The 12,300-nt window shown below is 48.9% G+C and carries 10 protein-coding genes and 1 pseudogene; 9 read left to right on the top strand and 2 right to left on the bottom strand.

The annotated features are described in order from the left end of the window. Positions 1–39: 39 nt before the first annotated feature. Positions 40–975, top strand: a complete 936-nt coding sequence (locus tag ABD980_RS06465) for a LysR family transcriptional regulator (RefSeq protein WP_260649361.1) — start codon at positions 40–42, stop codon at positions 973–975. Between the two features lie 6 nt (positions 976–981). Here ABD980_RS06465 and ABD980_RS06460 read toward each other — a convergent pair whose 3' ends face one another. Then, positions 982–1,167: a 4-oxalocrotonate tautomerase gene (locus tag ABD980_RS06460; RefSeq protein WP_345370447.1), complete on the bottom strand. Its 186-nt coding sequence runs from the start codon at positions 1,165–1,167 to the stop codon at positions 982–984. 211 nt (positions 1,168–1,378) lie between these two features. Between ABD980_RS06460 and ABD980_RS06455 the strand changes: the two genes are divergently transcribed. The 8 genes and pseudogenes from ABD980_RS06455 (at position 1,379) to ABD980_RS06420 (ending at position 10,840) form a co-directional block, all read left to right on the top strand. Beyond that, positions 1,379–2,524 (top strand): MraY family glycosyltransferase, encoded by a 1,146-nt coding sequence (locus ABD980_RS06455; RefSeq protein ID WP_300647215.1) that lies wholly within the window; start codon positions 1,379–1,381, stop codon positions 2,522–2,524. Between the two features lie 26 nt (positions 2,525–2,550). Next, positions 2,551–3,828 carry a Vi polysaccharide biosynthesis UDP-N-acetylglucosamine C-6 dehydrogenase TviB gene (gene tviB / locus ABD980_RS06450; protein ID WP_377536128.1) on the top strand — a complete coding sequence of 426 codons (1,278 nt, stop codon included), beginning with the start codon at positions 2,551–2,553 and terminating at the stop codon, positions 3,826–3,828. 17 nt (positions 3,829–3,845) lie between these two features. Then, complete coding sequence (locus ABD980_RS06445; protein ID WP_260649357.1) at positions 3,846–4,877, top strand: SDR family oxidoreductase; 1,032 nt, start codon at positions 3,846–3,848, stop codon at positions 4,875–4,877. A gap of 6 nt (positions 4,878–4,883) precedes the next feature. Continuing rightward, positions 4,884–6,236 carry a murein biosynthesis integral membrane protein MurJ gene (murJ, locus tag ABD980_RS06440; RefSeq protein ID WP_345370444.1) on the top strand — a complete coding sequence of 451 codons (1,353 nt, stop codon included), beginning with the start codon at positions 4,884–4,886 and terminating at the stop codon, positions 6,234–6,236. Between the two features lie 4 nt (positions 6,237–6,240). Further along, positions 6,241–7,386, top strand: a complete 1,146-nt coding sequence (locus tag ABD980_RS06435; RefSeq protein WP_345370442.1) for a glycosyltransferase family 4 protein — start codon at positions 6,241–6,243, stop codon at positions 7,384–7,386. Beyond that, on the top strand, positions 7,383–8,513 hold the full coding sequence (locus ABD980_RS06430; protein ID WP_345370439.1) for a glycosyltransferase family 4 protein: 1,131 nt from the start codon (positions 7,383–7,385) through the stop codon (positions 8,511–8,513). Before ABD980_RS06435 ends, ABD980_RS06430 begins: the two co-directional genes overlap by 4 nt. Further along, positions 8,510–9,535, top strand: a pseudogene (locus tag ABD980_RS06425) (glycosyltransferase); the annotation flags it as partial. The gene ABD980_RS06430 and the pseudogene ABD980_RS06425, both read left to right, overlap by 4 nt. 153 nt (positions 9,536–9,688) lie before the next feature. Then, on the top strand, positions 9,689–10,840 hold the full coding sequence (locus ABD980_RS06420) for a glycosyltransferase family 4 protein (protein ID WP_345371136.1): 1,152 nt from the start codon (positions 9,689–9,691) through the stop codon (positions 10,838–10,840). Here ABD980_RS06420 and ABD980_RS06415 read toward each other — a convergent pair whose 3' ends face one another. Next, the gene (locus tag ABD980_RS06415; RefSeq protein ID WP_300648333.1) at positions 10,841–12,223 is read right to left on the bottom strand and encodes a phosphomannomutase/phosphoglucomutase; all 1,383 of its coding nucleotides are present in this window, start codon (positions 12,221–12,223) and stop codon (positions 10,841–10,843) included. It abuts the gene before it with no gap. Positions 12,224–12,300: the final 77 nt, after the last annotated feature.

Genomic DNA, 12,300 nt, shown 5'->3' with positions numbered 1-12,300 from the left:
TTTTCCTGTTATACCGCATCTTTTTCTTAAATAGGCATTATGAGTCGCTATACGGAAATTCGTAGTTTTGTTTTGGTCGCAGAAAAAGGGAGCTTTGCAGCGGCCGCGGCCCAAGAGGGAGTGACACCTGTGGTATTAGGGCGTAGGCTCGATGCATTAGAAAAACGTTTAGGTGTACGTTTAATGCATCGTTCTACGCGAGGCTTGACCTTGACGGATCTGGGTGAGCAATTCTTAGAACAGTGTAAGCAGTTGTTGCATGATTTTGAGATGGCAGAAGCCAGTATTAGCGACCAGCACAATGCAATGCGTGGGCATTTGGTGGTTTCGGCACCAGCGTCATTTGGGCGCCAGCATGTGGCTCCACATGTATTAGCATTTAAAAAGCGATATCCAGACCTGCGCTTGTCTTTTAATTTTACGGATAGTGTGATTGATTTAGTGCGCGAGGGTTATGACATGGCAATTCGCGTCGGAGCGGTTTATGACCCGAATTATGTTGCTGTGCGCTTGTATCCTAATCAGCGCGTGGTGTGTGGTACACCTGCGTATTTTGCTAAACATGGGGTGCCACAGGTGCCAGAGGATTTAATACATCATAATTGTTTAGCTTTTAATTTACATGGTGGGCAACAATATGGTTGGACCTTTGTGCGTCAAGGCCAGATTTTCTCGGTACGCGTGCAAGGTGATTTGGACTGCAATGATGGGGAGCTTTTATTTGATTGGGTAAAGCAGGGCTGGGGTGTGGGCTGGCGCTCTATGTGGGAGATTCAAGCAGAGCTAAAGCGAGGGGAGCTTGTCACTGTGCTAGATGAGTATGCGATTCAGGATTATGATATCCAGGCGGTGTATCAGCAGCAACGTTATGTGCCCGCTAAAATCCGTGTTTTTACGGATTATTTGAAACAGATTTACAATCAGCCGGGCTATTGGGAGCAAACGGACAAAACCGCCTGTTCATGTAAACAGTAATTTACGTTATTTGTCTGACCATAATACGCCACCAGTTCCCCAGTCCTCTCGCTTTACATTATTAAAACGGATATGGACAGCCTCGGGTTTACAGTTCAAAATACGACACGTTTCCTCGGTAAGACGCTGAGCTAATTCGCGTTTGGTTTCTTTATCTCGGCCCTCAAAAAGATCAATCGTAATAAAAGGCATTTTGACCCCATAAAAAATGAAAAGAGATAGGACAGTTTAAATATGATATTGCCACACTATCGCATAATAGCCATTATCATGTTGCTATTCTAGAAAAATAAAATTTAGCGTATGCACGCATTATGTTTTGTAGCAGTTGTATCGACATCAAGCTTCGCGTTGTTACAAATACAGAGCATAATAAGTGTAGTTAACTTCAGAGGAACATGTAGTGAGTTCGACTCCAGCTTGGGACTTTTTTACTTGGCTATCCATTTCCGTCGTTGCCTTTGTGGTGGGCGGCTTAATTGTGCTGTCTGAACGTTGGCATGGACGATTGACCGGGGATTCGGATATGTCTAAGCCACAAGCCACCCATTTGCGGCCAGCCCCGCGAGTCGGTGGTTTAGCTATTTTGGCCGGTAGTTTGGCTGGGATGCTTGTGCTCGGTCCAAGCAATATGACGCTAACTTGGCTATGGCCAGTACTGTTTGTGGCTGCCTTACCTGTATTTGTAGCAGGGCTAGTCGAAGACATTACTAAAGATGTAGGCTCATTAAAGCGCTTACTTGCTGCTTTTGCTTCTGCTGCAATTGCGTGGTGGTTGTTAGGCGGGGTATCTCGGGTAGGGGTGGCATGGGCGGATTGGATTTTAGCTTTTTGGCCGATTTCTTTGCTGTTTACCATGGTTGCGGTCGGTGGTTGTACGCATGCCTTAAATATTATTGATGGCATCAATGGTCTGGCGGGAATGGTAGCGGTGCTGATGGCGACTTCTATTGCACTAGTTGCTTTACAGGTGCAGGATTATCCTATTTTTCTTATTGCCTCTTCCTTAGCGTCGGCCACACTAGGTTTTCTCGCATGGAACTTTCCTTTTGGACGGGTTTTTTTAGGTGATGGCGGTGCCTATTTTCTCGGCTTTATGCTAGCTGAGCTTGCGGTACAACTGGTGGTGCGAAACCCAAGCGTATCGCCTTTTTATGCGTTAGCGGTTTTGTTTTATCCTGTTTTTGAGACGTTGTTTTCTATTTGGCGCCGTAAATTTAAGCGCGGTGTGCCGGTGGATCAGCCGGATTCCTTACACCTACATCAGCTGATATTTCGTCGCTTAGTGCGGGTAAGTGTGCTAAAAGAAGGGCGGCGCTATGTACCACCGACTTCTAATGCTATGGCCTCTCCTTATTTATGGGGGTTGGTACTTATTGGCTTAGTACCAGCTACGATTTGGTGGGATAGTCCTTGGCTGCTGACCGCAAGTCTACTGGTTTTTGCGTGTTGTTATATCTGGTTATACGCCCGCTTGGTGCATTGGCGTCGTCCTGCTTGGCTATTGCTGCCGTCAGTACGACGTGCAAAACGGGAACGCACGGAATAAGCTCGCGTTGTTATTTTTGGAGAATTATGTTGGACTTACAAAACATTAAACTGGCTGTCATTGGCTTAGGCTATGTAGGTTTACCGTTGGCCGTAGAGTTTGGTAAAAAGCGGGATGTATTGGGTTTTGATATTAACCCACGACGTATCGCTGAGCTCAATAGCGGGGTAGATAATACCCTAGAGGTTGAGTCAGAGGAGCTGCAAGCAGCAACGCGATTGCGCTATACCAGTGATGCGTCTGAGCTAGCCCAGGCTAATGTTTATATCGTGACCGTACCTACCCCTATCGATGAGTACAAGCGTCCAGATTTAACGCCGCTTATCCGTGCCAGCGAAACCATTGGCAAGGTGCTAAAGCGTGGGGATATCGTGATTTATGAGTCCACTGTGTATCCTGGTGCAACAGAAGAAGACTGTGTGCCGGTATTAGAGCGCGTATCTGGTCTGCGTTTTAACGAGGATTTTTTCGCGGGATACAGCCCCGAGCGCATCAACCCTGGGGATAAGGTGCATCGTTTACCTTCGATCCGTAAAGTCACATCAGGCTCAACCCCTGAAACGGCGGATCTGGTGGATGCGCTCTATGCTGAAATTATTACAGCTGGTACGCACAAAGCACCATCTATTCGTGTGGCCGAAGCCGCTAAGGTGATCGAAAATACGCAGCGCGATGTAAATATTGCGCTGATTAACGAACTCACTTTGATTTTTAATAAGTTGGGCATTGATACGCTGGACGTATTAGAAGCTGCAGGAACTAAATGGAATTTCTTGCCTTTCCGTCCAGGCCTAGTGGGTGGGCACTGTATAGGTGTGGACCCCTATTATTTAACACATAAAGCCCAATCTATTGGCTACCACCCAGAAATTATTCTTGCGGGCCGTCGTTTAAATGATGGTATGGGCGCTTATGTAGCCGCTCAGTTGGTCAAAAGTATGACTAAAAAGCGGATTCAGGTACAGGGGTCTCGGGTACTTATCATGGGTTTAACCTTTAAGGAAAACTGTCCCGATTTACGTAATACGCGTGTGGTGGATATTGTGCATGAGCTCGCCGAGTATGATGTAAACGTAGATGTGTATGATCCGTGGGTAGATGCGTCCGAGGTGGAAAAAGAATATGGAATTAAGCCAGTAGCGGCACTTGAGGCTGGGCAGTATGATGCGGTTGTGCTCGCTGTTGCTCATGATCAGTTTAAGCAGATGGGAGCAGAAAAAATCCGGGCCTTGGGTAAGCAACCACATGTGCTCTATGACTTAAAATATGTATTAGACCGTGACGAATCGGATTTACGTCTGTAACAAACAGAAGGCGATTTATGCAACATCATTTAGCGATTGAGCGGGCGTGGGCTACTCTAGAGCAGAATCCTAAAACGTGGTTGGTGACGGGCTGCGCCGGTTTTATTGGTTCAAATTTGTTGGAAGCTTTATTAGCTCACGGCCAAACCGTTGTGGGCTTGGATAATTTTGCGACAGGCTTTCAGCATAATCTTGACGAGGTGAAGCAAAACGTAGGGGCGCAAAACTGGGAGCGATTCCGTTTTATCGAGGGCGATATTCGAGATTTGGCAACGTGTGAGCAAGCATGCCGTGGGATAGATTATGTTTTGCACCAAGCCGCTTTAGGCTCGGTGCCGCGTTCCATTAACGACCCACTGACAACCAATGCAGTGAATATCTCGGGGCAGCTAAATATGTTGGTTGCAGCACGTGATGCCGGGGTTAAGTCTTTTGTGTATGCTGCTTCGAGCTCAACCTATGGGGATCATCCTGCTTTGCCAAAGGTTGAACATACCATTGGTAACCCCTTATCCCCCTATGCAGTGACCAAATACGTTAATGAGCTTTATGCCAGCGTTTTTGCGCGTACCTATGGGTTTGAAACCATTGGTCTGCGTTATTTTAATGTTTTTGGTAAAAGACAAACCCCTGATGGCGCTTATGCGGCAGTGATTCCAAAGTGGATCGGGGCGATGATACGCAATCAAGAGGTGCGTATTAATGGCGATGGTAAAACCAGCCGAGATTTCTGCTATATAGAAAATGTGATTCAGATGAATATCTTGGCGGCTTTGGCCCAAGGCGAGGCTCGGAATCAAGTCTATAACGTGGCGGTCAATGCTCGGACGGATTTAAACCAGCTCTTTGCGTTGTTGAAATCAGAGCTCGCAGAAAATGGCGTCCATTATACCCAAGACGTGGTCCATGGTGATTTTAGAGCGGGTGATGTGCGCCACTCACAAGCAGATATATCCAAAGCACAACGCCTTTTAGGCTATGTTCCGCAATACACTATTGCCCAAGGTTTGGCGCAGGCGATGCCGTGGTACGTGCAGTTTCTCTCTTAATACACTATGCGATTCAATTGGCTTAAAGCATTACATAGTGACCACCAGCGTATTGCCAAGGCGGCTTTTCGAGTCGCCTTTTTCTTATTACTAGGAAAAGCAGCTGGAGCATTCAAAGAGATGGCAGTGGCGTATCGCTATGGCATTAGCGACGTGGTGGATGCTTATCAGTTTACGATGGTGATGGCGAATTGGATTCCAGTCACCATGGTAGGTGTTTTCTCAGTGGTGTTGATCCCCGTACTTGTGCATGCTAAGGATGATTCGTCGTCCGTGCGCCAGCGCTTTATCAATGAGCTACTCGGCGTCATGATGGTCATAGGGCTGGGCGTGGCCGCGGCAATTTGGTTACTGTGGCCTTGGGTGCTTGCTTTTGCTGGCAAAGGACTTAGCGCATCAGCGCAGCAAATGAGTCAGGAGCTGGTATGGGCGTTTGCACCGGCTGCGGTCTTAACCCTACTTACCGGCTTACATGCGGCACGACTACGCGCACATGAGCGTCATATTAATACGTTGTTAGATAGTGTTCCGGCGTTTAGTATTTTGGTGTTTGTGTTAGCGGCTGGCCCAGGCCAGGGGGTGTGGCCGTTACTTTGGGGAACTCTTCTCGGGTATATGGTGCAGTCGGCTAGTTTGCATTACCTAGCAAAACGTGTAGATGGCTTTTGGGGTAGGCCGCGTTTTAGGATTCGTGCCGAGCAGTGGCCAGCACTAGCCCATGCGGCTGGCATTATGTTAATTGGGCAAATAGCCATGAGCTTTGTTGGGCCTATAGATCAATACACTGCTGCCTCCTTGGGGGATAATGCGAATGCGACCTTAGGTTATGCTAGCCGCTTTATTTCATTAATGATTGGGATAGGGGCTGCTTCTGTAGGGCGTGCGGCCCTTCCTGTGTTGGCTGATGTCACGCGTCGAGGTGATGCGATACGAGCACGACAGATTGCGTTGAAATGGTCTCTGATGATGGTTGTCATTGGCTTAGTTATTGCTGCGCTGGCGGGATGGCTTGCGCCATGGGGAGTAGGCTTGCTCTATGAGCGCGGGGCTTTTACGGCTGCTGATACGGTACGAGTTAGTTCAGTACTACGTTGGGGGCTGTTGCAATTACCCTTTTATTTCGGTGTATTGATTCTTGTACAGTTATTAGCGAGTCAACATCGCTACGGAATGATGGCCACGATTGCTATCATAAATTTTGCGGTGAAGGCGCTGATGAATATGTGGCTAGCCCCGCAAATGGGGGTGCATGGCATCATGTTAGCCACCAGTTGTATGTACGCGATGTCTTTTGTGAGTTATTTTTTAGTGGCCCTTAAACCTGCAACCATTCAGGTAAAACCGACCGAATCAAAGTAGTCTTATGCATATTATGATTGTGATCCATTCATTGCGCGGCGGCGGAGCCGAGCGCGTGGCGGTGGACTTAAGTGCCTACTGGCAGCGTTTAGGTTATCGAGTAAGTTTAGTGACGCAGATGCCTAGCAATACGGACGTTTATACCGTACCCGAGGGCGTGGAGCGCCATGTGATGGGTACCGCTCATGACTCCGGAGGGGGACTAAAGGGAGCAATTGCCAATTGGCGACGTGTGCGCCGCTTACGTAAACTGATTAAAAAGCTCAAGCCGGATTGTGTATTAGGGATGATGACCACCGCCTCGGTGTTGGCCGTAATGGCCGCTAAAGGATTGGGCTGTCGTGTAATTGTTTCGGAGCATACACATCCACCTATCCAAAAACTTCCAGAGTCGTGGCAAAAAATGCGGCGCTGGGCATATCCGCGCGCCCATGCTGTGGTGGCATTAACACAGGGGACGGCGCAGTGGTTACGTGATCATGTGCCCGGTTCACGAGTAGTTGTGATTCCCAATGCGGTACGTTGGCCCTTACAAGAGCAAGAGCCCATAGTGCCGGTGCCAGAGAAGGGAGAGCGCTTACGGCTATTAGCTGTAGGTCGCTTACACCCAGTCAAAGGGTTTGATTTGCTGATTCAGGCTTTTGCGATGGTGGCTAACTATTTCCCTGACTGGGACTTGGTCATTCTTGGTGAGGGCGAAGAGCGCGCTGCTTTACAAAAGCAGATTGATACGGCGGCTTTACAACATCGAATTCAACTTGTAGGACGGGTTGGCAATATTAAAGACTGGTATGAGCAGTCCGACATGTACGTGTTGAGCTCGCGCAGTGAAGGCTTGTCAAATACATTGCTAGAAGCGATGGCCTCTGGTTTAGCTGTGGTAGCGATGGACTGTGACACAGGGCCACGAGAAATTATTCGTGACAATATTGATGGGGTGTTGGTCAACCCGCCGGCTGATGCTGATGCCTTAGCGGCGTACTTATCTGACTTAATGGCTCGCCCTTTCAAACGAGAGGCGTTGGCACGCCGCGCTGTAGATGTAAGGGATCGGTTTTCGGTACCTATTGTGATGGCACAGTGGGAGCGACTATTACCCCGTGTGACACGAGACACTCAGGCTAAAAAAAGTCATAGGACAAGAGCATGAGGATTTTGTTTTTTGTGAGCTCAATGAACGCTGGGGGGGCTGAGCGGGTGGCAGCAAGTCTAGCGAATGCGTGGGTACAGCGTGGCGATGAGGTCTGCTTGGTACCCACACATTTACAGACGGATAGTAGCTTTTATGCTTTAGATTCTCGAGTACAGTTTCAGCCGCTCAAGAATCACTTGAGCTGGTTCCCTCCTTTTATTACACCATTACGTAAATGGCGAGCAATCAAAAAAATTCACGACACATTTAATCCCGATGTGGTGATCTCATTTTTAACCAATGTGAATGTGAATGTGTTGATGGCTTTACGTGGTGTATCCACGCCAGTGATTGTGTGTGAGCGTACCAACCCTGTCGTTAGTCAAAGTGCAGATAAAAAACTTCAGGCCTTACGTTCGAAGCTGTATCCGCGTGCTACGCGGGTGGTAGTGCAAACACAAGATGCGGCTCAGGCTTTTACCCAGGCAGAACCTCAGTTGGGCGAGCTCGCCGTGATACCGAATCCAATTCCTCCTGCTTTAGCCGCTTTGCCTTTGGCAGCAGAAGTAGAAAAAACAGATCACCCCAAACTGATTGCGATGGGACGTTTAGTACCAGCCAAACGCTTCGACCAGCTCATTCATGTGTTTGGTTTATTACAGGATGCGTTTCCTGAGTGGAGCTTGCATATTTATGGAGAAGGCCCAGAGCGAGAACGCTTGGAGCACTGTGCAGAGCTAGTCGGGGGCAAAGACCGAATCTTTTTGCATGGTAAAACGAATGAGCCATGGCAGGTCTTAGCGCAGGCTCAACTCTTTGTGTTGACGTCTGCTTACGAAGGGTTTCCTAATGTGTTGCTCGAGGCGATGACGTTAGGGTTACCTTGTGTCACAGTAGACTGTCCAAGTGGGCCTAAAGAAATCTCGAATACAGGACGCGACGCGGTGTTAGTGATGCTGGATAATGAGCAGGATCTGCGTAGAGCGCTGAGCGAATTGATGGCTGATCCGCGCTTGCGAGGGGCTCTAGGGCAGCGTGCTGCAACCTCGGTGCGCGAACGTTATGGCATGCCGGCGGTCATAGAGCAATGGGATACGATTTTTAGGCAAGCAGGCTTGATTCAACTCAAACAAGGTGAGTCATGATTGATACACAAACAGAGCAGCCTCTTTTAACCGTTGTGCATGTGATTTCTGGGTTGGGTCAGGGGGGGGCAGAGACGGTGTTATACCGTTTAGTGACTGCTCCGCAGACGCAGACGCGGCATATTGTAGTGTCCTTAGGCGATATGGATGTGTTTGGGCCGCGTTTACAGCAGGCCGGTATTGAAGTGCACGCATTAGGAATGAAAGGGCTGCGCTTTTTATCAGGGTTATATGCATTACGTCGATTGCTTAAGCGTATCCGCCCAGATGTGGTGCAAACATGGATGTATCATGCTGATTTGCTTGGGGGGGTGGTGGCTCGTAGTGTAGGCTTGCGCACGGTAGTTTGGGGGATTCGTAACTCAGGAGAAAAACTACATCAAGGCAGCTTGAAAGCTCAGGTTGTGGCATGGTTTTGTATCCGTTTATCTAAATACGTACCTGCTAGGATAGTAGCCTGTGCAGAGAACGCAGCTCGTCGTCATAAGCAGTGGGGATATGCGGCAGATAAAATGACGGTGATCCCTAATGGCTATGATTTATCCGCTTGGCAGCCAGATCTAGCTCAGGCGTTGGCTGTGCGAAAAGCGCTTGGCGTAGACGAAGAGACCGCATTATTGTTATCGGTAGCACGCTGGAATCCATTAAAAGATCATCCTAATTTATTAGCAGCGTTAGCGCGCTTAAAGCGACAGCCCCAGCCATGGGTAGCCGTGCTTGTAGGCGAGGGTATGACCACAGATAATGCTGAGCTGATGCAGCTTATTCGCCATTTTGAGCTAGAGGAGCAGGTACGGCTGATAGGACGCCGTGAAGATATTCCTGCGTGGATGGCTGCAGCTGATATTCATATTCTTTCTAGCAAAGCCGAAGGTTTTCCAAATGTGGTGTGCGAGGCCATGGTGGCGCAGGCTTTATGTGTGGTTACGGATGTGGGAGATGCCGCTAAAATCGTGGGGGATGAGGGTATTGTTGTGCCCCCACGTAATGCTGAAGCATTAGCTACAGGAATTGAAAAAGCACTACAGCAATGGCGTGACCCTAACTTAACCCAGCAATTACAGGCGGGCTCTGCACGAATTGCGGCGCATTACAGTCTGGAGAAAATGGTACAAACGTATCAGAGTTTATGGCGCTCATTGTCATCAGAGGCCGAGAGCGTGCAAGCACCAACAGTGAGCACTACTACAGGGCCGATTTTATTATATGTAGTAAATAACCCCGCTTTCTTTTTATCGCATCGCCTTCCTTTGGCTCAAGCGGCGCAAAGTGCAGGTTTTCAGGTGCATGTGGCAACGATGAATGGGCCAGCAGTTGCTCGTATCAAAGCCCAAGGTTTTACACACCACGTGTTGCCATTAAGTCGTAGTGGAAAAAATCCCTTGAAGGAGCTGCACAGTCTTTGGGCTCTTTACCGATTATTTAAACGCGTGCGTCCTCAGGTGGTTCATGCGGTGACGATTAAGCCTGTTTTATATGGTGGGATTGCGGCGCGTTTAGCGAGGGTGCCGGGCTTTTTAGCGGCGGTATCGGGTTTGGGATATCTGTTCACGGATGAGCGAGATAGTGCAGTGAAGCGCATCGCTTTGTTTATGTATAAGCTCGCTTTAGGGCATCCTCATAGCCGTGTGGTGTTTCAAAATACCAGTGACAGAGATGTGTTACTGCAAGCTGGTGTCGTACGCTCCGAGCAAGCGGTGATGATTCGTGGTTCGGGGGTGGATTTAGATCAGTTTAGTTATCAACCCGAGCCCGATGCTCCTATTATTGCTTTGATGGTAGCGCGCTTGCTGGCAGATAAGGGCGTCAACGAATTTATCGAGGCGGCGAAAATTAGTCAGCAACAGGGCGAGTCTGTGATTTGGCAGATTGCGGGTAGTCCAGACCCAGGTAATCCGGCTAGCTTAACGCGAGAGCAGATGACGGACTGGCATCAAGCGGGGGTCGTGCAGTGGCTGGGGGAGCAAACCGATATTGCTGGTTTATATCAACGTGCACATATTGCTGTCTTGCCATCGTACCGCGAAGGACTACCTAAATCCTTGATCGAAGCAGCTGCTTGTGGACGTGCGGTGGTGACGACGGATGTCCCGGGTTGTAGAGATGCGATCGAAGCCAATGTAACAGGGCTGCTCGTTCCACCAAAAAATGCGCAGGCAGTAGCAGACGCTGTGTTGGAGTTAGCCCATGATACGGCGAAGCGACAGGATTTTGGTCGAGCTGGAAGAGACTTAGCAGAGCGAGCGTTTGATATCAACTATGTTATTGATTCGCATTTGCGGCTGTATGGCTATTTGGCTAAGTCTCGTATGCATAAGCGCCCTTAATTAAAAGGGAAGCGGTAAGTCCGATCGTAGTGAGAGTATGGCTTGTTTGAATTCGTTTTGAATACGGGCCAAAGCCACATCGTTTTCTGCTTCAAAGCGTAAGACCACGATAGGCGTTGTATTCGATGCGCGGGCTAGCCCAAAACCGTCAGCGTACTCAGCGCGGATGCCATCAATGGTAATACGCTCTAGAGCTGTAGGAAAAACAGCTTCTGCTTGCAGACGCTCCACAAAAGCATGTGGCTCGCCTTCTTTCATTTCGAGCTTGAGTTCAGGAGTGGAATGATCCTTAGGTAGATTTTCTAATACCTGACTGGGATCATCGTAGTGGGATAATATCTCCAGTAGACGAGCGGCCGTATAGAGCCCGTCATCAAAGCCATACCAGCGCTCTTTGAAAAAGGTGTGTCCGCTCATCTCGCCGGCTAAGGGAGCCTGGGTTTCGGCTAATTTGGCTTTAATCAACGAATGCCCTGTCTGCCACATCAGGGGCACACCGCCGGCGGCTTTAATTGCTAAAGGCACATGGCGGCTACATTTCACATCGAAAATAATGGTCTGCCCAGGGTGGCGGGTTAAAATATCTTGTGCGTAAAGAATCAGCTGGCGGTCGGGCCAAATGATCTCCCCATTGCGGGTAACCACACCCAGCCGGTCCGCATCACCATCAAAGGCCAGGCCGAGCTCTAGCTGATGGGTTTTTACGTGTTGGATGAGGTCTTGTAAATTCGCTGGGTCAGCTGGATCGGGATGGTGATTAGGAAAATTCCCATCGACTTGCTCAAATAAAATATCAGCTTGACAACCTAATGCTTCGAATAGTTGGCGTGCAACGGCCCCCCCCGCGCCATTACCGCAGTCAACGGCAATACGCATGGGACGAGCCAAAGTGACCGTTGACTGGATTTCTTCAATATAAGTGGACTGGATGGCGTGCTCTAAACGTTGTCCTGCAGGGAGCTCAGTGGGGGTGGGGGCGAGCATAAACTGATAAAGGGCCTGAATATCCGGGCCATATAGAGTTTTACCCGCTACCATCATTTTAAAGCCATTGTATTCGGGTGGGTTATGGCTGCCGGTGATGGCAACGGCCGATAAGGTGTTGAGTTTATGCGCAGCATAATACACTAAGGGAGTGGGAGCCAGTCCGATATGAATGGTGTTTACACCAGCGCGTTCAATGCCTTGCATTAGTGCTTCGGCCAGCTCAGGGCTACTGTGACGACCGTCATAGCCAACGACAATAGCGGGAACCTGTGCGCTTGCTGCTTGGGCACCTAGGGCATAACCCAGCTTAAAAGCAAAATCGGCATTCAGCTGGCTGGGTACAATACCACGAATGTCATAGGCTTTAAAAACGGAGGCGGGCAAAGCTGAGGACATAAAACACTCCCATAACAAATAACAGAAACATTGATTCTATAAGTTTTTAGATGATGTCGCTATGACACTGGGTATGG

This window comes from Paenalcaligenes hermetiae (genome assembly GCF_039543645.1).
In the GTDB taxonomy this organism is placed as follows: Bacteria; Pseudomonadota; Gammaproteobacteria; order Burkholderiales; family Burkholderiaceae_B; genus Paenalcaligenes; species Paenalcaligenes hermetiae.
Note: the sequence above shows the minus strand (reverse complement) of the source record. Positions and strands in the feature narration are given on the sequence as shown.

Excerpts from the sequence above, each read along its gene's own strand:
- ABD980_RS06465 (WP_260649361.1), top strand. The coding sequence starts at position 40 with ATGAGTCGCTATACGGAAATTCGTAGTTTTGTTTTGGTCGCAGAAAAA.
- ABD980_RS06460 (WP_345370447.1), bottom strand. The coding sequence starts at position 1,167 with ATGCCTTTTATTACGATTGATCTTTTTGAGGGCCGAGATAAAGAAACC.
- ABD980_RS06445 (WP_260649357.1), top strand. The coding sequence starts at position 3,846 with ATGCAACATCATTTAGCGATTGAGCGGGCGTGGGCTACTCTAGAGCAG.
- ABD980_RS06415 (WP_300648333.1), bottom strand. The coding sequence starts at position 12,223 with ATGTCCTCAGCTTTGCCCGCCTCCGTTTTTAAAGCCTATGACATTCGT.
- tviB (WP_377536128.1), top strand. The coding sequence starts at position 2,551 with ATGTTGGACTTACAAAACATTAAACTGGCTGTCATTGGCTTAGGCTAT.
- ABD980_RS06430 (WP_345370439.1), top strand. The coding sequence starts at position 7,383 with ATGAGGATTTTGTTTTTTGTGAGCTCAATGAACGCTGGGGGGGCTGAG.
- murJ (WP_345370444.1), top strand. The coding sequence starts at position 4,884 with ATGCGATTCAATTGGCTTAAAGCATTACATAGTGACCACCAGCGTATT.
- ABD980_RS06435 (WP_345370442.1), top strand. The coding sequence starts at position 6,241 with ATGCATATTATGATTGTGATCCATTCATTGCGCGGCGGCGGAGCCGAG.